Annotated in this window: 21 protein-coding genes; 17 read left to right on the top strand and 4 right to left on the bottom strand. The window is 66.5% G+C overall.

All coding sequences use genetic code 11. The features are described 5' to 3' along the window. Positions 1-36: 36 nt before the first annotated feature. Entirely contained in the window at positions 37-618 is a 582-nt protein-coding gene (locus BCEP18194_RS20535; protein ID WP_011353175.1) for a DJ-1/PfpI family protein, read from the bottom strand. A gap of 156 nt (positions 619-774) precedes the next feature. Continuing rightward, the gene (locus BCEP18194_RS20530; RefSeq protein ID WP_011353174.1) at positions 775-2,055 is read right to left on the bottom strand and encodes an amino acid deaminase; all 1,281 of its coding nucleotides are present in this window, start codon (positions 2,053-2,055) and stop codon (positions 775-777) included. Positions 2,056-2,174: 119 nt separating this feature from the next. On the opposite strand from BCEP18194_RS20530, the gene BCEP18194_RS20525 reads away from it, so the two are divergent. The 4 genes from BCEP18194_RS20525 to BCEP18194_RS20510 all read left to right on the top strand — a co-directional run bounded on the left by BCEP18194_RS20525 (position 2,175) and on the right by BCEP18194_RS20510 (position 5,655). Further along, positions 2,175-3,113 carry a MurR/RpiR family transcriptional regulator gene (locus BCEP18194_RS20525; protein WP_011353173.1) on the top strand — a complete coding sequence of 313 codons (939 nt, stop codon included), beginning with the start codon at positions 2,175-2,177 and terminating at the stop codon, positions 3,111-3,113. Positions 3,114-3,115: 2 nt separating this feature from the next. Then, positions 3,116-4,597, top strand: coding sequence for an N-acyl-D-amino-acid deacylase family protein (locus BCEP18194_RS20520; RefSeq protein WP_011353172.1), 1,482 nt, complete (start codon positions 3,116-3,118; stop codon positions 4,595-4,597). A 76-nt stretch (positions 4,598-4,673) separates the two neighbouring features. Continuing rightward, the gene (locus BCEP18194_RS20515) at positions 4,674-5,060 is read left to right on the top strand and encodes a RidA family protein (RefSeq protein ID WP_011353171.1); all 387 of its coding nucleotides are present in this window, start codon (positions 4,674-4,676) and stop codon (positions 5,058-5,060) included. Between the two features lie 175 nt (positions 5,061-5,235). Beyond that, positions 5,236-5,655 carry a bleomycin resistance protein gene (locus tag BCEP18194_RS20510; RefSeq protein ID WP_011353170.1) on the top strand — a complete coding sequence of 140 codons (420 nt, stop codon included), beginning with the start codon at positions 5,236-5,238 and terminating at the stop codon, positions 5,653-5,655. A gap of 127 nt (positions 5,656-5,782) precedes the next feature. On the opposite strand, the gene queF is transcribed toward BCEP18194_RS20510, so the two are convergent. Together queF and ilvA are read right to left on the bottom strand one after the other, a co-directional pair. Continuing rightward, positions 5,783-6,607, bottom strand: coding sequence for an NADPH-dependent 7-cyano-7-deazaguanine reductase QueF (gene queF, locus BCEP18194_RS20505; protein WP_011353169.1), 825 nt, complete (start codon positions 6,605-6,607; stop codon positions 5,783-5,785). Between the two features lie 11 nt (positions 6,608-6,618). Then, a complete protein-coding gene (gene ilvA / locus BCEP18194_RS20500) occupies positions 6,619-8,142 on the bottom strand; it encodes a threonine ammonia-lyase, biosynthetic (RefSeq protein ID WP_011353168.1) in 1,524 nt (507 codons plus the stop codon). Between the two features lie 576 nt (positions 8,143-8,718). Between ilvA and BCEP18194_RS20495 the strand changes: the two genes are divergently transcribed. The 13 genes from BCEP18194_RS20495 (at position 8,719) to clsB (ending at position 23,525) form a co-directional block, all read left to right on the top strand. Beyond that, positions 8,719-12,744: a DUF3683 domain-containing protein gene (locus BCEP18194_RS20495; protein ID WP_011353166.1), complete on the top strand. Its 4,026-nt coding sequence runs from the start codon at positions 8,719-8,721 to the stop codon at positions 12,742-12,744. An 85-nt stretch (positions 12,745-12,829) separates the two neighbouring features. After that, positions 12,830-13,273: an HIT family protein gene (locus tag BCEP18194_RS20490; protein WP_011353165.1), complete on the top strand. Its 444-nt coding sequence runs from the start codon at positions 12,830-12,832 to the stop codon at positions 13,271-13,273. After that, positions 13,270-13,683: a gamma-butyrobetaine hydroxylase-like domain-containing protein gene (locus tag BCEP18194_RS20485; RefSeq protein WP_011353164.1), complete on the top strand. Its 414-nt coding sequence runs from the start codon at positions 13,270-13,272 to the stop codon at positions 13,681-13,683. The genes BCEP18194_RS20490 and BCEP18194_RS20485 overlap by 4 nt, the downstream gene beginning before the upstream one ends. Positions 13,684-13,736: 53 nt before the next feature. Beyond that, positions 13,737-14,468, top strand: a complete 732-nt coding sequence (gene ubiE / locus BCEP18194_RS20480; protein ID WP_011353163.1) for a bifunctional demethylmenaquinone methyltransferase/2-methoxy-6-polyprenyl-1,4-benzoquinol methylase UbiE — start codon at positions 13,737-13,739, stop codon at positions 14,466-14,468. 41 nt (positions 14,469-14,509) lie between these two features. Further along, positions 14,510-15,544 carry a Tim44 domain-containing protein gene (locus BCEP18194_RS20475; RefSeq protein WP_011353162.1) on the top strand — a complete coding sequence of 345 codons (1,035 nt, stop codon included), beginning with the start codon at positions 14,510-14,512 and terminating at the stop codon, positions 15,542-15,544. A 163-nt stretch (positions 15,545-15,707) separates the two neighbouring features. Further along, positions 15,708-16,334: a ubiquinone biosynthesis accessory factor UbiJ gene (locus tag BCEP18194_RS20470; protein WP_011353161.1), complete on the top strand. Its 627-nt coding sequence runs from the start codon at positions 15,708-15,710 to the stop codon at positions 16,332-16,334. Between the two features lie 13 nt (positions 16,335-16,347). Next, entirely contained in the window at positions 16,348-17,925 is a 1,578-nt protein-coding gene (gene ubiB / locus BCEP18194_RS20465) for a ubiquinone biosynthesis regulatory protein kinase UbiB (protein WP_011353160.1), read from the top strand. A 17-nt stretch (positions 17,926-17,942) separates the two neighbouring features. Continuing rightward, positions 17,943-18,575, top strand: coding sequence for an SAM-dependent methyltransferase (locus BCEP18194_RS20460; protein ID WP_011353159.1), 633 nt, complete (start codon positions 17,943-17,945; stop codon positions 18,573-18,575). A 95-nt stretch (positions 18,576-18,670) separates the two neighbouring features. Next, on the top strand, positions 18,671-19,018 hold the full coding sequence (locus BCEP18194_RS20455; protein ID WP_011353158.1) for an FmdB family zinc ribbon protein: 348 nt from the start codon (positions 18,671-18,673) through the stop codon (positions 19,016-19,018). 61 nt (positions 19,019-19,079) lie between these two features. After that, complete coding sequence (locus BCEP18194_RS20450) at positions 19,080-19,730, top strand: DUF502 domain-containing protein (protein ID WP_011353157.1); 651 nt, start codon at positions 19,080-19,082, stop codon at positions 19,728-19,730. 67 nt (positions 19,731-19,797) lie between these two features. Then, positions 19,798-21,600 carry an aspartate--tRNA ligase gene (gene aspS, locus BCEP18194_RS20445; protein ID WP_011353156.1) on the top strand — a complete coding sequence of 601 codons (1,803 nt, stop codon included), beginning with the start codon at positions 19,798-19,800 and terminating at the stop codon, positions 21,598-21,600. A 159-nt stretch (positions 21,601-21,759) separates the two neighbouring features. Then, entirely contained in the window at positions 21,760-22,254 is a 495-nt protein-coding gene (nudB, locus tag BCEP18194_RS20440) for a dihydroneopterin triphosphate diphosphatase (RefSeq protein ID WP_011353155.1), read from the top strand. After that, a complete protein-coding gene (gene clsB / locus BCEP18194_RS20435) occupies positions 22,251-23,525 on the top strand; it encodes a cardiolipin synthase ClsB (RefSeq protein WP_011353154.1) in 1,275 nt (424 codons plus the stop codon). Before nudB ends, clsB begins: the two co-directional genes overlap by 4 nt. Positions 23,526-23,554 lie beyond the last annotated feature (29 nt).

Below are 23,554 nucleotides of genomic sequence, written 5' to 3'. Positions count from 1 at the left end.
CATCTCATCTCAATTCACTTGCGGTTCAACGCGGGTTCAAAGCTCAATGCGCGTGCCCAGCAGCGCGAGGAACTGCGCGAGCCAGGCCGGATGCGCGGGCCACGCGGGCGCGGTGACGAACGGCGCGTCGGTCACGGCCGCGTCGACCGTGATGTCCGCGTATTCGCCGCCCGCGAGCTTCACTTCGGGCGCGCAGGCCGGGTAGGCCGAGATGCGCTTGCCGCGGATCACGTCGGCGGCCGCGAGCAGTTGCGCCGCGTGGCAGATCGCGGCGATCGGCTTGCCGGCTTCGGCGAACTCGCGCACGAGCGAGATCACTTTCGGATCGAGTCGCAGGTATTCGGGGGCACGGCCGCCCGCGATCGCGAGCGCGTCGTAGCGCGATGCGTCGACGTCGTCGAACGCCGCGTTCAGCGTGAACTGGTGGCCGGGCTTCTCGGTGTAGGTCTGGTCGCCTTCGAAATCATGGATCGCGGTCTTGATCTTGTCGCCCGCGCGCTTGCCCGGGCAGACTGCATCGACGTGGTGGCCGACGGCCTGCAGCGCCTGGAACGGCACCATCGTTTCGTAGTCTTCGGCGAAATCGCCGGTCAGGAACAGGATCTTCTTCGCGGCCATGGCTTTCTCCAGTGGAGCTGCATTGAGGACCCGCGCGACAGGCGTGTGCAACGCCCGCCTGGGGCCCCGAGGACGAAAGCGCAGTGTACTCCGGCCGCTTGAAGCGCGCGTGACGGCCGCCCCGCACGAGCGGCGGGGCGGGGCGCGCGACGGGTATCAGAAGAAGGTTTCGACGACTTCCGTTACGCTGAACTTCGGATCGAGCACGAGCACCTGGCGCCACTTGTCGAACGTCAGGCACGGGTGCGAGATGTCGAACGCGACCATGTCGCCGACCTTCACGTCTGCGCCCGGCGGAATCTGCAGGTACGCGTGCTGGTCCATCATCCCGGTGACGGCCCAGCCTTCGGCGGCGGCGACGTCGCGCGGCGCGGTGTCGCGGCCCGGGCGAAAGTGGCGCGCCGGCTCCGGCAGCCCCGCGTCGAACGCCGCGTCGCGCTTGCCGAGTGCGACGATCGCGCGATCAGCCTCCGGCACCGACTGCACGTAGGCCCACAGCTGCAGCGCGGGCAGCAGCCCTTCGCCCATCGTGCGTGCGATCGGGTTGCGCGCGAACACGTCGGTCTGCGCCTTCTTGTAGATGCCGACATCGTGCGTCAGGTAGCAGCCCGGACGCAGCACGACTTCCGCGAAGCCGGCGTTGGACGCCTTCGCGAATTCTTCCGCGACCACGTCGTACCACGCCGACCCGGCGCCGGACAGGATCGCCGGCGTGCGCGCGAAGCGGCCTGCTTCGGCGAGCTCGCGCGTGAGCGCGACCGCTTCCTGCAGGAACGTGCGGATCTCGCCTTCCTCCTTCAGCACGCCTTCGTACAGTTCGATACCGGCCAGCTTCAGCGTGTCCGGATAGCGCGCGATCGCGGCCAGCACGGCCTCGCGCTGCGCGGCATCGCGTACGCCCGCGCGGCCGCCCGGCACGCCGAGCTCGAGCAGCACGTTCAGCGGCTTCTTCAGTGCGCCGAAGAAGCTGCCGAGCTGGTCGACGCTCTCCGCCGAATCGACGAGGCAGAAGAATTCGAAGTCGGGATCGGACAGCAGCCCGGCGATGATCGTCATGTTCTGGCGGCCGACCAGCTGGTTCGCGAGCAGCACGCGCCGCACGCCGCCGTGATACGCGGCCTGCGTCTGGTGCGCGGTCGCGAGCGTGATGCCCCAGGCACCGGCGTCGAGCTGGCGGCGGAACAGTTGCGGCGCCATCGTCGTCTTGCCGTGCGGCGCAAACTTGACGCCGTACTTCTGGACGAAGGCCTGCATCCAGTTCAGGTTGTGTTCGATGCGATCTTCGTAAAGCACGGCGGCCGGCAGGCTGACGTCTTCCGCAAGCAGGTTCCACTCGAGGCGGCCGGCGTCGCCGAGCGGCACGCTCGCGCTCGGCAGATTGCCGAGACCCTTGCCGAACGGATCGATCGTTGCTTCCTGATAGTTTGTAACTTTCATGTCATCCCGCTCCATCATCACTATGCATTGCACTGAAGTTGACACGCCGATGGTACAGAAAGTAGCATCGGCGCGGTGATGTTATTTAGTAACATCGAGCTTCACACCTTTTTCCGCAGATGAATACGCCCGCCACTCCGTCCGTCCCGCTCGCGGCCGAGCTTCATCCGGCTCCGGCCGCACCGCCGGTCCTCGACATCGTCGCGCGGATCGCCGAATGCGCGCCCGAACTGCGCGAAGCCGAGCGCAAGGTCGCCGCGTTCATCCTCGCCGACCTGGCGCGCGCCGCGCATGCCAGCATCGGCGCGCTGGCACGCGACGCGGAGGTCAGCGTCGCGACGGTCACGCGTTTCGCGAAAGCGGTCGGCTGCCGCGACGTGCGCGAACTGAAGGTGCTGGTCGCGCAGGCGGCGGCCGTCGGCCAGCGCTTCCTGGTGCCGTCCGACGACGCGCCGGCCGACGACCCGAGCCCCGCGTCGATGGTCTACGACGAGATCCGCCTGGCGCTCGCGCACAACCATCAGTTGCTGCGCAATACGTCGTTCGAGGCGGCGGCCGACCTGCTCGCCGCCGCGAAGATGACCTATGTGTACGGCCAGGGCGGCGGCTCGACCGCGCTTGCCGACGAGCTGCGCTTCCGGCTGGTGCGTTTCGGCCGGCCGGTCGCGAGCTATCAGGACAGCGTGCTGCAGCGAATGGTGGCCGCGACGCTGTCGCGCGACACCGTCGTGGTCGCGCTGTCGGTGAGCGGCCGCGTGCCCGAGCTGCTCGAGAGCTGCCGGCTCGCGAAGCGCTACGGCGCGAAGCTGATCGCGATTACCGCGCCGGCGTCGCCGCTCGCGAAGCTGGCCGACCACCTGATCCCGGTCGTCGCGTTCGAAACCGATTTCATTTACAAGCCGTCGACATCGCGTTACGCGATGATGATGGCGATCGACGTGCTCGTCACCGGAGTCGCATTGCGGCTCGGCGATGCGGGCCGAGAATCGCTGCGTCGCATCAAGCACGCGCTCGATGCGCATCGCGGCGGCGGAGACCGTCAACCGGTAGGAGACTGACCATGCATTCGCATCCCGAAGCCGCCGATACGCTGATCGTCGGCGCGCAGCTTTACGACGGTACCGGCGCGCCGCCCGTCACGCGCGACGTCGCGATCCGCAACGGCGTGATCGCGGCGATCGGCAACCTGTCGAACTGGCTTGCCGAGACCGTCGTCGATGCGAACGGCCGCGCGCTCGCGCCGGGCTTCGTCGACGTGCACACGCACGACGACACGCACGTGATCCGCGCACCGGAGATGATCCCGAAGATCTCGCAGGGCGTGACGACCGTGATCGTCGGTAACTGCGGGATCAGCGCGTCGCCGGTGACGCTCGCGGGCGATCCGCCCGACCCGATGAACCTGCTCGGCGAGCGCGGTGCGTTCCAGTACCCGACCTTCGCCGACTACGTCGCGGCCGTGAACCATGCGCGTCCAGCCGTGAACGTCGCGGCGCTCGTCGGCCATACGGCGCTGCGCAACAACCAGATGGACCGCCTCGACCGCGCGGCGACAGACGGCGAGATTGCCGGCATGCGCGCGCAGCTCGAGGAGGCGCTCGCGAACGGCGCGCTCGGCCTGTCGTCGGGCCTCGCGTACGGCTCCGCGTTCGCGGCGCCGGCCGAAGAGGTGATGGCACTCGCCGAGCCGCTCGCGAACGCGGACGCGCTGTACACGACGCACATGCGCACCGAGTTCGACGCGATCCTCGATGCGATGGAAGAGGCGTATCAGGTCGGCCGTCATGCGCGCGTGCCGGTCGTGATCTCGCACCTGAAGTGCGCGGGCCCGTCGAACTGGGGGCGCAGCACCGAGGTGCTTGCATCGCTCGAAGGTGCGCGCCGCTACCAGCCGGTCGGCTGCGACTGCTATCCGTACAGCCGCAGCTCGTCGACGCTCGACCTGAAGCAGGTGACAGGCGACATCGACATCACGATCACGTGGTCCGAGCCGCACCCGGAAGTGGCGGGCAAGCTGCTGAAGGCGATCGCGGCCGACTGGGGCGTGACCGAGCAGGAGGCTGCGCAGCGCATCCGCCCGGCCGGCGCCGTTTACCACAACATGTCCGAGGACGACGTGCGCCGGATCCTGTCGCATCCCGCGACGATGGTCGGCTCCGACGGCCTGCCGAACGATCCGCTGCCGCACCCGCGGCTGTGGGGCGCGTTCCCGCGCGTGCTCGGCCACTATGTGCGCGACACGAACCTGCTGCCGCTCGAGGAGGCGATCCGCAAGATGACGTCGCTGTCCGCGCGCCGCTACGGGATCGCGAAGCGCGGCGAGGTGCATGTGGGCTACCACGCGGATCTCGTGCTGTTCGACCCGGCGAGCGTGATCGACGCCGCGACGTTCGAGAAGCCGCAGCAGCCCGCGCACGGGATCGATGCCGTGTGGGTGAACGGCGTGCTTACGTATGAAAACGGCCAGCCGACCGGCGAGCGCGCCGGCGGCTTCGTCGCGCGCGGCGAGCGCGTGCCGGCGAGTGCCGACGCCGCGTTCTGAACGCGGTGGTTGTTCCGATCTGCCGCGCGTGCCGCTGTCGGTGCGCGCATCCGTAACCGAAACAAGGAGTGAAACGATGAAGCGATATGGCGTAGGCGAAGCGAAGGGGACGGGCGGCCAGGTGATGCCGTTCGCACGCGCGGTCGAGGCTGACGGCTGGCTGTACGTGTCGGGCCAGACGCCGATGGTGAACGGCGAGGTCGTCGAAGGCGGCATCGTCACGCAGTCGAAGCAGACGATCGAGAACGTGATCGCGATCCTGAAGGAAGCCGGCTACGGCCTCGAGCACGTCGTGCGCTGCGGCGTGTGGCTCGACGACGCACGCGATTTCGCGTCGTTCAACAAGGTGTTCATTTCGTACTTCGGCGAGCATCCGCCGGCACGCGCGTGCGTGCAGTCGAGCATGGTCATCGACTGCAAGGTCGAAGTCGACTGCATCGCGTACAAGGCGCCGGCGAAGTAACACCGCAACGGCGAACCGCTACGCAACGGGCCCGGCGCATTCACGTGCGCCGGGCCCGTTTTGTCATGTGCGGGACGCCAGTCGAGCGGCGGGCGGTGTGCCCGAGGCAGCAACCGCCGCAACGCATCCCGCTCGTTCATGTAAGGTGCCGCATGACCATACGGGGAGGACATGCATGGAATGGGCTGCGCTGGTGCCGGAGCTGATTTGCTCGGACCTTGCCGGAAGCATTCGCTTCTATCGCGACGTGCTCGGATTCCGGATTCGCTTCGAGCGTCCGGAAGACGGGTTCGCCTATCTCGAGATCGGCGGCGCTCAACTGATGCTCGAACAGCACAGCCCGGAGAGCTGGGTGACCGGCTCGCTGGAGCCGCCGTTCGGGCGCGGGATCAATTTTCAGATCGAGGTCGATGCGCTCGATCCCATCGTCGACAGGATTCGCGCCGCGGGCGTGACGCTGTTCGTCGAGCCGCGCACGTCCTGGTATCGGGAAGACGAGATCGAGCATGGCCAGGTCGAGATGCTGGTGCAGGATCCCGACGGCTACCTGTTGCGCCTGGTGGAGATCCTGCCGGAGCGGCCGGTGAGCGGGTGAGTGCAGGCCGTCCGCGCTGCTCCGCGCAATGAAAAACAGCCCGGCCGGTTGAACCCGGCCGGGCTGTTTTGTCTGGGGTCGTTGCCGCGCGTTGCCGACTGCACAACGCGGCGGCTACCCGCCGCCGTTACTGCCGCGCGTTGCGCGCGTTGTCCGGCATCGGCTGGTTGTAGTTGGTGCGGAACGGATTGATGTCGAGGCCGCCGCGGCGCGTATAGCGCGCATACACCGCGAGCTTCACCGGTTTGCACGCGTGCAGGATGTCGAGGAAGATCCGCTCGACGCACTGCTCGTGAAAGCCCGTGTGATTGCGGAACGAGATGATGTAGCGCAGCAGGCCCGCGTGATCGATCTGCGGCCCGACGTAGTGGATCTGCACGCTGCCCCAGTCGGGCTGGCCGGTGACCGGGCAGTTCGAGCGCAGCAGGTCGGATACGAGCGTCTCCTCGACCGGCGCTTCGTCCTCGGCGGCCTTCAGCAGCGACGGATCGGGTTCGTACACGTCGGTGTCGAGGTCGAGCCGGTCGAGCGACAGCCCGTCGAGCTCTTCCATTTCGAGCTTGCCGAAATCGTGCGGCGACACGAGCTGCACGGAGACGGTCGCGCCGCATGCGGCCGACACGTCGCGCTTCAGCGTATCGCGCACCGCGTCGATCGAGTCGAACGTCGTCTGCGCGAACGAGCCGAGATACAGCTTGAACGACTTCGATTCGACGATGTTCGGCGATTCGGCCGGCACGTAGAACGTCGCAACCGCGATCTGCGGCTTGCCGCGCGCGTTGAGCCACGACAGCTCGTAGGCGTTCCAGATGTCGGTGCCGAAGAACGGCAGCGCCGACGTGATGCCGAGCTGCTCGCGCGCACCGGCGCGCGGGATCGGGAACAGCAGCGACGCGTCGTACTGGGCGGCGTAGACGGTGGCCTTGCCGAGCGGGGAATGTTCGGGATTCATGCGTGACGCCTTTACGACAGGAAGAGGCGGTAAGCCGGGTTGGCGCTCTCCTCGACATACGGATAGCCGAGTGCCGCGAGGAAGCGTTCGAATTCGGCGCGATCGGCCTGCGGCACCTGCAGCCCGACGAGGATCGAGCTGTAGTCCGCGCCCTGGTTGCGGTAGTGGAACAGGCTGATGTTCCAGTCCGGCGCCATCGACGACAGGAACTTCATCAGCGCGCCCGGCCGCTCCGGGAATTCGAAGCGGAACAGGCGCTCGTCGAGCGCGAGCGGCGAGCGGCCGCCCACCATGTAGCGGATGTGTTCCTTCGACAGCTCGTCGTGCGTCAGGTCGACGCTCTTGAAGCCGTGCGATTCGAAGTTCGCGGCGATCTCGGCCGATTCGCCGCGACGCTTGATCTGCACGCCGACGAAGATGTGCGCGGCCTGCGCATCGGCGATCCGGTAGTTGAACTCGGTGACGTTGCGATCGCCGACGAGCGAGCAGAAGCGCTTGAAGCTGCCGCGCTCTTCGGGGATCGTGACCGCGAACACGGCTTCGCGCGCTTCACCCACTTCCGCGCGCTCGGCGACGAAGCGCATCCGGTCGAAGTTCATGTTCGCGCCGGACGTGACCGCGACGAGCGTCTGGTTCTCGATGCCTTCGCGTTCCGCGTAGAGCTTCGCGCCCGCGACCGCGAGCGCGCCGGACGGCTCGAGCACGCTGCGCGTGTCCTGGAAGACGTCCTTGATCGCCGCGCACAGCGCGTCGGTGTTCACCGTCACGACGCCGTCGAGGTATTCGCTGCAGAGGCGGAAGGTTTCCTCGCCGACCAGCTTCACGGCGGTACCGTCCGCGAACAGGCCGACCTCGCTCAGCTCGACACGCCTGCCGGCTTCCAGCGACTGCGCCATCGCGCACGAATCTTCGGCTTGCACGCCGATCACCTTGATCTCCGGGCGCACCGCCTTCACGTAGGCCGCGACGCCGGACGCGAGCCCGCCGCCGCCGATCGGCACGAAGATCGCATGGATCGGGCCCTGGTGCTGGCGCAGGATTTCCATCGCGATCGTGCCCTGGCCGGCGATCACGTACGGATCGTCGAACGGGTGGACGAACGTGAGGCCGCGCTCTTCCTGCACCTTGACCGCGTGTGCATACGCATCGCTGTACGACTCGCCGGCCTGGATCACCTCGACGCTCGGGCCGCCGTGCGCACGCACCGCATCGACCTTCACCTGCGGCGTCGTGACGGGCACGACGATCACGGCCTTCACGCCCATCCGGGCCGCCGAGAACGCGACACCCTGCGCGTGGTTGCCGGCCGATGCCGTAATCACGCCGCGCGCGAGCGCGTCCGCCGGAATGTGCGCCATCTTGTTGTATGCGCCGCGCAGCTTGAACGAGAACACCGGCTGGTTGTCCTCGCGCTTCAGGTAGACCGCATTGCGCAGCCGGGCCGACAGGATGCGGGCGGATTCGAGTTCCGTCTCGATCGCGACGTCGTAGACGCGCGCGGTGAGGATTTTCTTCAGGTAATCGTGGGATGCCATGGGCGTTCGCGTGCAGTGCGGAAAGCAGACGGTAAAAGATCAATGATAGCGCCAAGGGTCCGCCTGCATGCAAGCGGCATGCCGAGCGCGTGCCCGCCGGGCCGCGCGGGCGGGGCGTCGGCGCGCTCGCACGGCCCTTTTTTACCGGTTTAACCGCATGGTTACCGACCGGACGGACGGCGAATGGTCGCGTGAAATCGCGCCGAGCCAGTCCTGGCGCGGCTCGCGGCGATAGCCCCACGACCTGTCCGACGTGTCACGCATGGCCCGATCATGGGTTAGAATTCCGTTTTGAATCAAGGATCGGAAGATGCAGAGGCACCCTCGGATCGCACCGTTGAAGCCGACGCCGCGCGCAGCCAGCCCCGCGGCCGAACGGCATGCGCGCCGCGCGCGATCGTGCTGATCGTTCCGAGTGCCGCCAGGCCCTGTCGCCGGCCAGGAGGGGCGAGTCGCCCGCTCCGGCCCCAAGAAGGACAGCCGCGCGCCTGGTAACAGAACAGATTTCCCCAAGATTGCGCCCACGCGCTTGCCGACGCCCGTGCACGGTGTATCGGCCCTCCGAGTCGTCCGAACATGAACGCACCACAAGTTTTCGATCCGCATGGCGCGGCCGCCGCCGTCGCCTCTGACCCCGCGCCCCGCTTGCGCGAGATTCCCTACAACTACACGTCCTTCTCGGATCGCGAGATCGTGATCCGCCTGCTCGGCGAAGAGGCGTGGTCGGTGCTCGACGAATTGCGTGCCGAGCGCCGCACGGGCCGCTCGGCACGGATGCTGTATGAAGTGCTCGGCGACATCTGGGTCGTGCGCCGCAATCCGTACCTGCAGGACGACCTGCTCGACAACCCGAAGCGCCGCGCGCTGCTGATCGAGGCGCTGAACCACCGCCTGACCGAAATCGGCAAGCGCCGCAGCGCGGATCTCACCGAGCACCGCGACGACGCGGGCCGCGAACGCGCGTCGCGTGTCGAGATGCTCGAGACCGCCGCGCAGCGCGCGGTCAACGAGTTCGCCGACGAATTCGAGAAAATGGCCGACCTGCGCCGCCGCGCGACCAAGGCGCTCGGCCGCTGCACGCAGAAGGACAACATCCGTTTCGACGGGCTGTCGCGCGTGTCGCACGTGACCGACGCGACCGACTGGCGCGTCGAATACCCGTTCGTCGTGCTGACCCCCGATAGCGAAGCCGAGATCGCCGGCCTCATCAAGGCCTGCTTCGAGCTCGGCCTGACCGTGATCCCGCGCGGCGGCGGCACCGGCTACACGGGCGGCGCGGTGCCGCTTACGCCGTTCTCCGCCGTGATCAACACCGAGAAGCTCGAACAGCTCGGCGCGGTCGAGCTGACCGAGCTGCCGGGCGTCGCGCACAAGGTGCCGACGATCTTCTCCGGCGCGGGCGTCGTCACGCGCCGCGTGACCGAGGCGGCGGAAGCGGCCGGCTACGTGTTCGCGGTCGATCCGACCTCGCTCGACGCATCGTGCATCGGCGGCAACGTCGCGATGAACGCGGGCGGCAAGAAGGCCGTGCTGTGGGGCACCGCGCTCGACAACCTGGCCTGGTGGCGGATGGTCGACCCGGACGGCAACTGGCTCGAAGTCACGCGCCACGAGCACAACCAGGGCAAGATCCACGACATCGCGGTCGCGCGTTTCGAGCTGAAGTGGTTCGACGGCGCATACGCGCCGGGCGAGAAGCTGCTGAAGAGCGAGATGCTCGAGATCGAAGGCCGCCGGTTCCGCAAGGAAGGGCTCGGCAAGGACGTGACCGACAAGTTTCTCGCCGGCCTGCCGGGCGTGCAGAAAGAAGGCTGCGACGGGCTCATCACGTCCGCGCGCTGGGTGCTGCACAAGATGCCCGCACACACGCGCACCGTCTGCCTCGAATTCTTCGGCCAGGCGCGCGAAGCGATCCCGAGCATCGTCGAGATCAAGGATTACCTGTTCGAAACGTCGAAGCAGGGCGGCGCGATCCTCGCAGGCCTCGAGCACCTCGACGAGCGCTACCTGCGCGCGGTCGGCTACGCGACCAAGAGCAAGCGCAATTCATTCCCCAAGATGGTGCTGATCGGCGACATCGTCGGTGACGATGCCGATGCGGTCGCGCACGCCACGTCCGAAGTGATCCGGATGGCGAACGGCAAGAGCGGCGAAGGCTTCGTCGCGGTCAGCGCGGAGGCGCGCAAGCGCTTCTGGCTCGACCGCAGCCGTACGGCCGCGATCGCGAAGCACACGAACGCGTTCAAGATCAACGAAGACGTCGTGATCCCGCTGAACCGGATGGGCGAGTACACCGACGGCATCGAGCGGATCAACATCGAGCTGTCGCTGAAGAACAAGCTGCAGCTCGTCGACGCGCTGGAAGCCTTTTTCCGTGCCGGCAACCTGCCGCTCGGCAAGACCGACGACGCGAACGAGATCCCGAGCGCCGAACTGCTCGAAGACCGGGTCCAGCAGGCGCTGGAGCTGCTCAAGCGCGTGCGGGCACGCTGGGAATTCGTGCGCGACCGGCTCGACCAGCCGCTGCGCGAGGCGCAGCATTACCTGGTGCAGCTCGGCTACGAGGCGCTTGCCGAGAAGTTCGCCGATCGCGCGGACGAGCAGCCGGGCGCGACCGTGTTCCACATCACGCAAGACCGCACGGTGCGCATCTCGTGGAAGCAGGAGATCCGTGCCGAGCTGCGTGCGATCTTCAACGGCGGCGCGTTCAAGCAGATCCTCGACGAGGCGCAGGCGATCCACAAGCAGGTGCTGCGCGGCCGCGTGTTCGTCGCGCTGCACATGCACGCGGGTGACGGCAACGTCCACACCAACCTGCCGGTCAACTCCGACAACTACGAGATGCTGCAGGACGCCCACGCGGCGGTCGCACGCATCATGACGCTCGCGCGTTCGCTCGACGGCGTGATTTCCGGCGAGCACGGCATCGGCATCACGAAGCTCGAGTTCCTGACCGACGACGAGATCGCCGAGTTCCGCGCGTACAAGCAGCGCGTCGACCCGAACGGCCGCTTCAACAAGGGCAAGCTGCTCGAAGGCGCCGATCTGCGCAACGCCTATACGCCGAGCTTCGGGTTGATGGGGTACGAGTCGCTGATCATGAAGCAGTCCGACATCGGCGCGATCGCCGATTCGGTGAAGGACTGCCTGCGCTGCGGCAAGTGCAAGCCGGTGTGCGCGACGCACGTGCCGCGCGCGAACCTGCTGTACAGCCCGCGCAACAAGATCCTTGCAACCTCGCTGCTGGTCGAGGCGTTCCTGTACGAAGAGCAGACGCGCCGCGGCGTGTCGATCAAGCACTGGGACGAGTTCAACGACGTGGCCGACCACTGCACGGTATGCCACAAGTGCGCGACGCCGTGCCCGGTGAAGATCGACTTCGGCGACGTCACGATGAACATGCGCAACCTGTTGCGCAAGATGGGCAAGAAGAAGTTCAACGCCGGCAATGCGGCGGGCATGTTCTTCCTGAACGCGACCAACCCGCAGACGATCAACGTCGCGCGCAGCGTGATGATGGGCGCCGGCTACAAGGTGCAGCGCTTCGCGAACGACATGCTGAAGAAGGTCGTGACGAAGCAGACGCAGCACCCGCCGGCGACGGTCGGCAAGCCGCCCGTGGTCGAGCAGGTGATCCACTTCGTCAACAAGAAGATGCCGGGCAACCTGCCGAAGAAGACGGCGCGCGCGCTGCTCGACATCGAGGACAACAAGATCGTGCCGATCATCCGCAACCCGAAGTCGACCACCGTCGATTCGGAAGCGGTGTTCTACTTCCCGGGCTGCGGCTCCGAGCGCCTGTTCTCGCAGGTCGGCCTCGCGACGCAGGCGATGCTGTGGGAAGCCGGCGTGCAGACCGTGCTGCCGCCGGGTTACCTGTGCTGCGGCTACCCGCAGCGCGGCTCGGGCCAGTACGACAAGGCCGAGAAGATCGTCACCGACAACCGCGTGCTGTTCCACCGGGTCGCGAACACGCTGAACTACCTCGACATCAAGACGGTGGTCGTGTCGTGCGGCACCTGCTACGACCAGCTCGCGGGTTACGAATTCGACAAGATCTTCCCGGGCTGCCGGATCATCGACATCCACGAGTTCCTGCTCGAGAAGGGGATGAAGCTCGATGGCGTGACGGGCACGCGCTACATGTATCACGACCCGTGCCACACGCCGATCAAGACGATGGACCCGGTGAAGCTTGTCAACGAGCTGATGGGCGCGGAGAAGGACGGCTACAAGATCGAGAAGAACGAGCGCTGCTGCGGTGAATCGGGCACGCTCGCGGTCACGCGCCCGGACATTTCGACGCAGGTCCGCTTCCGCAAGGAAGAGGAGATCCGCAAGGGTGCCGCGAAACTGCGCAGCATCCCGGTCGTGGCCGGCAACGCGCCGGCGCCGGCCGCTGCGGCCGCGAACGGCCCGGACGTGAAGATCCTGACGAGCTGCCCGTCGTGCCTGCAGGGCCTGTCGCGCTACGGCGAGGACGCGAACCTCGAAGCCGACTACATCGTGGTCGAAATCGCGCGCCAGGTGCTCGGCGAGAACTGGATGGCCGATTATGTCGCACGTGCGAACAATGGCGGGATCGAGCGCGTGCTGGTCTAATGCGGGCATGACGACCGCCCGACCGGGCCAGGAATGAGCGGGCGCCGGCGCAGCAATGCCGGCGCCCGTCCACATGGGAGCGACGATGGAATGCGTGTTTTGCCGTGAAGACGGCGGCGAGGTGCTGTGGCAGGACGAAGCGGTGCGTGTCGTCCTCGCGACGGGCGAGCACGAGTATCCGGGGTTCTGCCGGGTGATCTGGGGCGCGCATGTGGCCGAATTCTCCGATCTCGGCGAGCCCGACCGGGCACATCTGATGCGCGTGGTCTACGCGGTCGAGCGGGCCGTGCGCCGCGTGATGCAGCCGAACAAGGTGAATCTCGCGAGCCTCGGCAACATGGTGCCGCACGTGCACTGGCACGTGATCCCGCGCTTTTCCAACGACGCACACTTCCCGCAGCCCGTATGGGCGCCGCGCCAGCGCAGCGTGTCCGAGGCGCTGCTGCGCTCGCGCGCAGCGCAGGCCTCGCTGCTGCACAATGCGGTTCGCGAGGAAATTCAACGCATGACCGATTCGAGGCAGCCATGAGCGGTTTGACTTCCACGACGCCGATTCCGTCCGGCGTCGTCGTGCACGCGGTGTCGCGCGTGCTCGAATTGCAGTACCCGAACGGCGACAGTTTCCGGATTCCGTTCGAGCTAATGCGCGTGTATTCGCCGTCGGCCGAGGTGCGCGGCCACGGGCCCGGCCAGGAGACGCTGCAGACGGGCAAGCGCGAAGTGACGATCACCGCGCTCGAGGGTGTCGGCAACTACGCGCTGCAGCCGACGTTTTCCGACGGCCATTCGACCGGCATCTACTCGTGGGACCTGCTGTACGAACTGGCCACGCAGCAGGACGCGCTATGGCGCGACTATTTCGACAAATTGAAGGCGGCGGGCGTCGAGCGCGACGCCCCGATGCAGGCGGCGAGCGCGTCGCACGGCCACTGCCACTGAAATTCGACGGCGCCCGCTCGGCGCCGTCTTGCCATTTACTGAGGATCAACGCGATGAGCAAAACCCACTTCGGCTTCGAAAGCGTCGAGGAAAACGAAAAAGCGAAGAAAGTGGCGGGTGTGTTCCATTCGGTCGCGAGCAACTACGATCTGATGAACGACCTGATGTCGGCGGGCATGCACCGCGCGTGGAAGGCGTTCACGATCGCGCAGGCGAACGTGCGCCCCGGCTTCAAGGTACTCGACCTCGCGGCAGGCACCGGCGACCTGACCAAGGCGTTCGCGAAGGCGGCCGGGCCGACGGGCGAGGTCTGGCACACGGACATCAACGAATCGATGCTGCGCGTCGGCCGCGACCGGCTGCTCGACAAGGGTGTCGTGACGCCGTCGCTGCTGTGCGACGCGGAGAAAATTCCCTTTCCGGACAACTACTTCGATCTGGTCACGGTCGCGTTCGGGCTGCGCAACATGACGCATAAGGATGCCGCTCTGGCCGAGATGCGCCGTGTGACGAAGCCCGGCGGCCGCGTGATGGTGCTGGAATTCTCGAAAGTCTGGGATCCGCTGAAAAAGGCGTACGATCTGTATTCTTTCAAAGTATTACCGTGGCTTGGCGACAAGTTCGCGAAAGATGCTGAAAGTTATCGGTATCTTGCTGAATCTATCCGGATGCACCCCGATCAGGACACGCTGAAGACGATGATGGAACAAGCGGGCCTCGATGCCGTCAAATATTACAATTTGTCAGGTGGCGTGGTAGCTTTACACATGGGAGCCAAGTACTAAGGGGCTCTTTCCATACATTTGTCTTACATCTGGAGAAACTGATGTTCGAATCGCGTTCGTTGTTCAACCGTAGCAAGCCGTCGAAGCCGTGGGCTCGACGGGTCGGCACGTTGCTGATGGTCGGCCTGCTCACGGCCGGCACGTTCGCATCGCTCGACGCCGAAGCCAAGCGCATGGGCGGCGGGCGCAGCATTGGCCGCCAGAACTCCACCGTCACGCAGCGCCAGGCCACGCCGCCCGCGCAGCAGCCGATGCAGCAGGCCGCGCCGTCGCAGGCGCAGCGTGCGAATCCGGCCGCACCCGCACCGGCCGCGCAGCCCAACCGCTCGCGCTGGCTCGGGCCGATCGCCGGCCTCGCGGCCGGTCTCGGTATCGCGGCGCTGCTGTCGCACTTCGGCCTGGGCGGTGCATTTGCGAGCATGATGGCGAACGTCATCGTGATCGCGCTGCTCGCGGCGGTCGGTATCTGGCTGATCCGCAAGTTCATGAACCGCCGTCGTCCGCAGGAGCCGGCATACTCGGTCGGCGGTTCGGCGTCGTCGTCGGGCGGTTACTCGCAAAGCCCGTCGTTCCAGCAGGGCGGCACCGGCAGCAACTATGCGGGTAGCGGCAGCAGCTACGCGAACGAAGCGCAGGGTGTGTTCGGCGGCGGTGCCGCGGCCACCGGCGCGGCAGCGGCTGCTGCGGCAGCACCGCTCCAGGTGCCGGCCGGTTTCGACACCGAAGCGTTCCTGCGCAGCTCAAAGGTCTATTTCGTGCGCCTGCAGGCCGCGTGGGACCAGGGCAACCTGGCCGACATCCGCGAGTTCACGACGCCCGAAATGTTCGCCGAGATCAAGATCGACCTCGATTCGCGCGGCAACGAGTCGAACCAGACCGACGTCGTGCAGCTCGACGCGGAACTGGTCGCGATCGAGGATCGCGGCATCGAGCAGTCGGCGAGCGTGCGCTTCCACGGCCTGATCCGCGAATCGGCGAATGCGTCGGCTGCGCCGTTCGACGAGGTGTGGAACCTGTCGAAGTCGGGCAGTCAGGGCTGGCTGCTCGCGGGCATCCAGCAGATCAACACGCACTGAGCGTGACCGGCGGCCCGCGCCGCCGGCACCCGGGCAACGGCCGCCGCACTGCGACCGCTTGCCGCCCGGGTGTGCGGTCAGGCACGGTCTGCCGACGATCCGACGTTACAATAGAAACCCGCGTGGGCGCCCGGCCTGCGCGGGTTTTTTCTTTCCCAGCCCGATGACCTTTGCCGCCAAGCCTTTTGCTGCCGCTGTCAATCACCTGCTCGCCCGCGAATCGTGGGCGCGCGACCGCCTGATTCCCTATGCGGGCAAGACTGCCCGGATCGACGTGCAACCCGTCACGCTCACGCTGCTGGTGCAGCCCGACGGCTATCTGTCGGCCGTCGACGCGCAGGATGCGCAACAGGTCGACGTGTCGATCGCGCTCGCCGGCGATACCGTCGCCGCGTTCCTGCAGGGCGGCCAGGCGGCCGTGATGAAGCACGTGAAGATCGAGGGCGACGCGGAGTTCGCGACGCAGATCGCGAAGCTGGCCGAGCACCTGCGCTGGGAACCTGAAGAAGATCTCGCGAAGCTGGTCGGCGACGCGGCGGCGTACCGGATCGCGACGGTCGTGCGCGACGCCGGTGCGCGCGCGCGACGCACCGGCCGCAACGTGCTCGATTCCGTCGCCGAATACTGGCTCGACGAGAACCCGCAAGTCGTCCGGCGCGCGTCGCTCGGCGGCTTCGATGCCGAGCTGGCGCGCGCACGCGATGCGCTCGCGCGGGTCGAAAAGCGGGTCGAGCGACTCGAACAAAAAATCGGCGCGCGCACGGGTTCCGGCCCGCGCGGCGCGCACTGAGGGGCCGCAGGGCATGCGCATTTTCCGTTTCATCAAGATTGTCTACACCGTCATCCGCTTTGGTCTCGACGAAGTGATGCTGTCCCGGATCGACGACCGGCGCGTGAAGCTGCTGCTGCGGATCACGACGATCGGCCGCCGTTATTCCGATCCGCCTGCCGTGCGGCTGCGTCACGCGCTCGAAAGTCTCGGCCCGATCTTCGTGAAGTTCGGCCAGGTGCTGTCCACGCGCCGCGACTTGCTGTCGGTCGATTTCGCGAACGAACTCGCGAAGCTGCAGGACCAGGTGCCGCCGTTCGATTCGGCGGTCGCGATCGGGATCATCGAGAAGTCGCTCGGTGCACCGGTCGACGAGCTGTTCGACGAATTCGAGCGTGAGCCGATCGCAAGCGCGTCGATTGCGCAGGTGCATTTCGCGAAGCTGAAGCAGGGCCAGCACGCGGGCAAGGCCGTCGCCGTCAAGGTGCTGCGCCCGAACATGCTGTCCGTGATCGATTCCGACCTCGCGCTGATGCGCGACATCGCGATCTGGACCGAGCGCATGTGGGCCGACGGCCGGCGCCTGAAGCCGCGCGAAGTGGTCGCCGAATTCGACAAGTACCTGCACGACGAGCTCGACCTGATGCGCGAGGCCGCCAACGGCAGCCAGCTGCGCCGCAACTTCGCGGGCCTCGACCTGCTGCTCGTGCCCGAGATGTTCTGGGATTTCTCGACGTCGCAGGTGCTCGTGATGGAGCGCATGACCGGCGTGCCGATCAGCCAGGTCGAGACGCTGCGTTCGGCCGGCGTCGACATCAAGAAGCTCGCGCGCGAAGGCGTCGAGATCTTCTTCACGCAGGTGTTCCGCGACGGCTTCTTCCACGCGGACATGCACCCGGGCAACATCCAGGTGAGCCTCGATCCGAACACGTTCGGCCGCTACGTCGCGCTCGATTTCGGGATCGTCGGCGCACTGTCCGATTTCGACAAGAACTACCTCGCGCAGAACTTCCTCGCGTTCTTCAAGCGCGACTATCACCGCGTCGCGACGCTTCACCTCGAATCGGGCTGGGTGCCGCCCGAAACGCGCGTCGAGGAGCTCGAAAGCGCGATCCGCGCGGTGTGCGAGCCGTATTTCGACCGCGCGCTGAAGGACATCTCGCTCGGCCAGGTGCTGATGCGCCTGTTCTCGACGTCGCGCCGCTTCAACGTCGAGATCCAGCCGCAGCTCGTGCTGCTGCAGAAGACGATGCTGAACGTCGAGGGCCTCGGCCGCTCGCTCGATCCTGAATTGGATCTCTGGAAGACCGCGAAGCCGTACCTCGAGCGCTGGATGACCGAGCAGATCGGCCTGCGCGGCTGGTACGAGCGCTTCAAGGTCGAGGCGCCGCAGTGGAGCAAGACGCTGCCGCAATTGCCGCGCCTGATCCACCATGCGATGGCCGCGCGCCATGATGCACCGCGCGCCGCGAGCGAAGACCTGATGCGCCAGATCCTCGTCGAGCAGAAGCGGACGAACCGGCTGCTGCAGGCGCTGCTGATCTTCGGTCTCGCCGTTGGCGTCGGGGCGCTCGTTGCGCGTGTGCTGATCCTGCTCGCGTACGGCGCCTGACTGAAAGGAGTACGGCGATGTCCGATCCGAAACAACCGAAGCCGAATGCGCCGGCCGCCGCCGATTTCACGACGCGCGATCCCGGCAACGCATCGTTCTGGAACGAGCGTTTCGAGCGTGGCGTGACGCCGTGGGAATTCGGCGGCGTGCCCGAGGGTTTTAGCGTGTTCGCACACCGGCTCGAGCTGTGCGCGGTGCTGATTCCCGGCTGCGGCAGTGCGCAGGAAGCCGGATGGCTGGCCGAAGCCGGCTGGCCCGTGCGTGCGATCGATTTCGCCGCGCAGGCGGTGGCTGCCGCGAAGGCGCAGCTCGGCGCGCATGCGGGCGTCGTCGAGCAGGCCGATTTCTTTGCGTACCGGCCGCCGTTCGACGTGCAGTGGGTGTACGAGCGCGCGTTCCTGTGCGCGCTGCCGCCGGCCATGCGTGCCGACTATGCGGCGCGCATGGCCGAGCTGCTGCCTGCTGACGGATTGCTGGCCGGCTATTTCTTCCTGATGGCGAAACCGAAGGGGCCGCCGTTCGGAATCGAGCGTGCCGAACTCGATGCGCTGCTCACGCCGCACTTCGAGCTGATCGAGGATTTGCCCGTGACCGATTCACTCGCGGTGTTCGAAGGACACGAGCGCTGGCTCACGTGGCGTCGCCGCTGATGCGCGGGTGTCGCGGCCATTGCCGGAGCGCGGCAGGGTTTCGGCTATAATTCAAGGTTTTGCAAGCCGTTTCCAGTTTCCGCGGGAAAAATATCATGCCGATCTACGCCTATCGATGCGAAGCGTGTGGTTTCGCTAAGGACGTGCTCCAGAAGATGAGCGACGCGCCGCTGTCGCAGTGCCCGGAATGCGGGAAGGATGCATTTCGCAAGCAGGTCACTGCTGCGGGCTTCCAGCTGAAGGGTTCGGGTTGGTATGTCACCGATTTCCGTGGCGGTTCGGGCGGCACCAGCGCGCCGGCGACGGCGTCGGGCGACGCCGCCCCGGCTGCAGCGACGGAAGCCGCGCCCGCTGCGGCTGCGCCGGCTGCATCGAGCAGTTCCGAAAGCACGACGACGAGCGCCGCGCCCGCCCCGGCTGCAGCGCCCGCCGCCAGCAGTTGACCGTCGCGGCCCGGCCGGGCTGCGACCAACCCGCGCCGCCGGCGCGGTTCATTGACGGCAGATGATGAAAAAGACGACCCTGAAATCGGTGTTTCTGACCGGCCTGCTGGTTCTCGTCCCGCTCGCGATCACGCTGTGGGTGCTCGGTCTCATCATCGGCACGATGGACCAGACACTGCTCCTGCTGCCCGAATCGTGGCAGCCCGAGCGGATGCTCGGCTTCCATCTGCCGGGGATCGGCGCGGTGCTGACGCTCGCGTTCATCTTCGTCGTCGGGCTGGCCACGCGGAACTTCATCGGCCAGAAGCTCGTCACGTGGTGGAACGCCGTCGTGCGTCACATCCCGGTCGTCGGGCCGATCTACACGAGCGTCAAGCAGGTGTCGGACACGCTGCTGTCGAGCAGCGGCAACGCGTTCCGCAAGGCGCTGCTGATCGAATACCCGCGTCGCGGCTCGTATACGATCGCGTTTCTGACCGGCACGCCGGGCGGCGACGTGCTGAATCATCTGACGGAAGAGTACGTGAGCGTCTATATCCCGACCACGCCGAACCCGACGTCGGGCTTCTTCCTGATGCTGCCGAAGAGCGAAGTCATCGAACTCGACATGTCGGTCGATGCCGCGCTCAAGTACATCGTCTCGATGGGCGTGGTGGCGCCCCCGGCGCCGGCTCCGGCGCCTGCACGCCGCCCCGTCGAGCCGCCGCTGTAAGTAAAGAATCATCGCCCGGGCCGCGCGTTGCGGCGCCCGTTGATCAAACCGAACGAAAGCAAACATCATGTCGATGCGTACTGAATACTGCGGTCTCGTGACCGAACACCTGCTGGGCCAAACCGTGTCGCTGTGCGGCTGGGTGCAGCGCCGCCGCGATCACGGCGGTGTGATCTTCATCGACCTGCGCGATCGTGAAGGCCTCGTGCAGGTGGTGTGCGACCCGGATCGCGCGGAAATGTTCGCGACCGCCGAAGGCGTGCGCAACGAGTTCTGCGTGCAGATCAAGGGCCTCGTGCGCAACCGTCCGGAAGGCACGGTCAACGCCGGCCTGAAGAGCGGCAAGATCGAAGTGCTGTGCCACGAACTGAACGTGCTGAACGCATCGGTCACGCCGCCGTTCCAGCTCGACGACGACAACCTGTCGGAAACGACGCGTCTCACGCACCGCGTGCTCGACCTGCGCCGTCCGCAGATGCAGCACAACCTGCGCCTGCGCTACCGCGTCGCGATCGAAGCGCGCAAGTACCTCGACGAGCAGGGCTTCATCGACATCGAAACGCCGATGCTGACCAAGAGCACGCCGGAAGGCGCGCGCGACTACCTCGTGCCGTCGCGCACGAACGCGGGCCAGTTCTTCGCGCTGCCGCAGTCGCCGCAGCTGTTCAAGCAGCTGCTGATGGTCGCGAACTTCGACCGTTACTACCAGATCACCAAGTGCTTCCGCGACGAAGACCTCCGTGCCGACCGTCAGCCGGAATTCACGCAGATCGACTGCGAAACGTCGTTCCTCGGCGAGCAGGAAATCCGTGACCTGTTCGAAGACATGATCCGTCACATCTTCAAGACGACGATCGACGTCGAACTCGACGCGACCTTCCCGGTGATGCCGTACTCGGAAGCGATGGCGCGTTTCGGTTCGGACAAGCCGGACCTGCGCGTGCAGCTCGAATTCACCGAGCTGACCGACGCGATGAAGGACGTCGACTTCAAGGTGTTCAGCACGCCGGCCAACGCGAAGGACGGCCGTGTCGCAGCACTGCGCGTGCCGAAGGGCAGCGAGCTGTCGCGCGGCGACATCGACGGCTACACGGAATTCGTGCGCATCTACGGCGCGAAGGGCCTCGCATGGATCAAGGTCAACGAGAAGGCGAAGGGCCGTGACGGCCTGCAAAGCCCGATCGTCAAGAACCTGCACGACGCATCGATCGCGGCGATTCTCGAGCGCACCGGCGCTGAAGACGGCGACATCATCTTCTTCGCGGCCGACCGCGCGAAGGTCGTCAACGACAGCCTCGGCGCACTGCGCCTGAAGATCGGCCATTCGGAATTCGGCAAGGCGAACGGCCTCGTCCATGCCGGCTGGAAGCCGCTGTGGGTCGTCGACTTCCCGATGTTCGAATACGACGACGAAGATGCACGCTACGTCGCGGCGCACCACCCGTTCACGAGCCCGAAGGACGAGCACCTCGAGTACCTCGAGACCGACCCGGGCCGTTGCCTCGCGAAGGCGTACGACATGGTGCTGAACGGCTGGGAAATCGGCGGCGGCTCGGTGCGTATCCACCGCGAGGAAGTGCAGAGCAAGGTGTTCCGCGCGCTGAAGATCGGTGCGGAAGAAGCGCAACTGAAGTTCGGCTTCCTGCTGGACGCGCTGCAGTACGGCGCGCCGCCGCACGGCGGTATCGCATTCGGCCTCGACCGCATCGTCACGATGATGGCCGGCGCCGATTCGATCCGCGACGTGATCGCATTCCCGAAGACGCAACGTGCGCAGGATCTGCTCACGCAAGCACCGAGCCCGGTCGACGAGCGTCAGCTGCGCGAACTGCACATCCGTCTGCGTCAGCCGGAGCAACCGAAGGCGTAACGCGCTTCGTATCCGGTCGTGTGTGCGTTCGCGCGCACACGACGCACATGAAAAAGGCGCAGCGATGCGCCTTTTTCGTTTTTTGCGGTACAGTCGCAGCACTTGCCGCCCGTTCGGAGCACATGCCCGGCGCGCGGCCCCGAGCTGCATGAAACAACGATGACGAAGCCGCCGAAAATCCCCGAATCCGTTCTTGTCGTGATCTACACGCCCGACCTTGATGTGCTCGTGATCAAGCGTGCCGACCAGCCCGATTTCTGGCAATCGGTGACCGGCTCGAAGGACGCGCTCGACGAGCCGCTCGCGATCACCGCCGCGCGCGAAGTGGCCGAGGAAACCGGCATCGTGACCGGCGCGCCGGACGTGCCGGCCAGTGCGCTCGTCGACTGGCGCCACAAGATCGAATACGCGATCTATCCGCAATACCTGCACCGCTACGCACCGGGCGTCACGCGCAACGTCGAGCACTGGTTCGGCCTGTGCGTGCCGCATCGCGTCGACGTGACGCTGTCGCCGCGCGAGCATGTCGACCATGCGTGGCTGCCGTTCCGCGAGGCGGCCGCGCGCTGCTTCTCGCCGTCGAACGCCGAAGCGATCCTGCAACTGCCCGCCCGCGTGGCACTCTCGCGCGCGCCGCACGGCTCGTCCGCATGACGGCGGAAGCCCGCAAGCGCTTCGCGCAATTGCGGCAGATGTTCCTGCAGGAACGCGGTTCCGCGTCGCGGCTCGCCTTCACGTCGGGCAATACCGTGCGGCTGTGCGAAGGCGGCGGCGCGTTCTTCCGGGCATTGATCGAGCGGATTGATGCCGCCCGCGAGCAGGTGATGCTCGAAACCTACATCTTCTGCGACGACGCGGCCGGCCGGCCGGTGTCGGACGCGCTGATCCGCGCGGCGCAGCGCGGCGTGCGCGTGCGCGTGATCACCGACGGCATCGGCACCGCACGCCTGCCGCTGTTCGACACGTGGGTCGCGGCCGGCGTCGAGCACTGCATCTACAACCGTTTCCTGTTCGGCCGCTTCGGCTTCTCGCGCACGCATCGCAAGCTTGCGGTGATCGATCACGCGGTCGCATTCTGCGGCGGCATCAACATCATCGACGACTATGCGCAGAACGGCACGACGCTGCCGTTTCCACGCTGGGATTTCGCGGTCGAGATGGCGGGGCCCGCGGTGTCCGACGTGCGCGCCGCGTTCGAACTGCAGTGGCACCGGATCATGTTCGGCCACAAGCCGTATGCGCAATACGCGGCCGGGCTGCATGGCGGCGAAGCATTCCCCGACATGTTCCGGCGCTGGATGCGCAGCCATCGGTGGATCAAGGCCGGCGCGCTGCGGGTCGTGACGGAGCCGAGCGTCGCGTTCGTCGCGCGCGACAATGTCGTGAATCGCCGCGCGATCGAGAAGGCGTATCTCGCGGCGATCGGCCAGGCGCGCCAGCGGATCCTGCTCGCTAATCCGTACTTCATGCCGGGCCGCAAGCTGCGCCGCGCGCTGACGGGCGCCGCGCGACGCGGCGTCGACGTGCGGATCCTGATCGGCCGCAAGGAGTTCGCGGCACTCGATACGGCCGTGCCGTTCCTCTATCACGCGCTGCTGCGCGCAGGCGTGCGCGTGGCCGAATACGACAAGACGATGCTGCACGGCAAGGTGGCCGTGATCGACGACAATTGGGCGACGGTCGGTTCGTCGAACCTGGACGCGCTGAGCCTGATGCTGAACAATGAAGCGAATGTCGTGCTGGTGCGCTACGATGCTGTCACGAACGAACTGCGCGACGCGATCGCGGCCGCATTCGCCGACGGCCGGGAAATCGACCCCGCCCGATTCGCCGCGCGCCCGCGTATCGAGCGCATGCTGAACTGGCTTGCCTATACGGCGTATCGTCTCGTGATGAAGGCGCTGACGGTCGGTGGTTACGACTGACGAAGACTAAGCGTTCGCTTCAAAAAATC

Origin of the sequence: Burkholderia lata, from assembly GCF_000012945.1 — a bacterium.
Lineage (GTDB): Bacteria > Pseudomonadota > Gammaproteobacteria > Burkholderiales > Burkholderiaceae > Burkholderia > Burkholderia lata.
The sequence above is the reverse complement of the archived record's forward strand: the minus strand, read 5'-3'. Positions and strand labels throughout refer to the sequence as shown.